The organism is Natrialba swarupiae (assembly GCF_008245225.1).
Lineage (GTDB): Archaea > Halobacteriota > Halobacteria > Halobacteriales > Natrialbaceae > Natrarchaeobius > Natrarchaeobius swarupiae.
This window is the reverse complement of record NZ_VTAW01000094.1, coordinates 1-551: the sequence shown is the minus strand read 5'-3', so window position 1 is coordinate 551 and position 551 is coordinate 1. Positions and strand designations below refer to the sequence as shown.

At 65.7% G+C, this 551-nt stretch carries 1 protein-coding gene; it reads left to right on the top strand.

What is annotated here, in order from left to right:
- Positions 1-551 (top strand): methyl-accepting chemotaxis protein (locus FYC77_RS20060; protein WP_238387054.1); only part of this gene is annotated, 551 nt, incomplete at both ends.

The window sequence follows — 551 nt, the reverse complement described above, 5'->3', positions numbered from 1 at the left end:
GTCTACGGCGAGATGAACGACCTCTCGGCGACCGTCGAGGAGATCGCTTCGACCGCCGACGACGTCGCGACCGTCTCCAGTGACGCCGCGGATCAGGCTGCCGTGGCCGGCGACGCGACCGACGAGATCCAAGACGAGATGGATCGACTCGAGAGCCGCGCCGAGGCGATCACCGAGCAGGTCGAACGGCTCGATTCGGAGATGAACGAGATCAGCGAGATCGTCGGAATGATCGACGAGATCGCCGATCAGACCAACTTGCTCGCGCTCAACGCCTCCATCGAGGCCGCCGCCGCCGGCGAGGAGGGTGACGGCTTCGCCGTCGTCGCTAACGAAGTCAAGTCCCTCGCCGAGGAGACCGGCGAGGCAACCCAGGAGGTCGACGCCCTCGTCTCGAGTGTCCAGTCGTCGGTCGACGAGACCGTCGACGAGATCGACCGCATGCGCGAGCGGGTTACCGCCAGCGCGGAGACCGTCGAGGACGGTATCGAGGCGATCGACGCGATCACCGAGCGAGTCGAGACCGCAAACGAGAGCATCCAGTCGGTCAA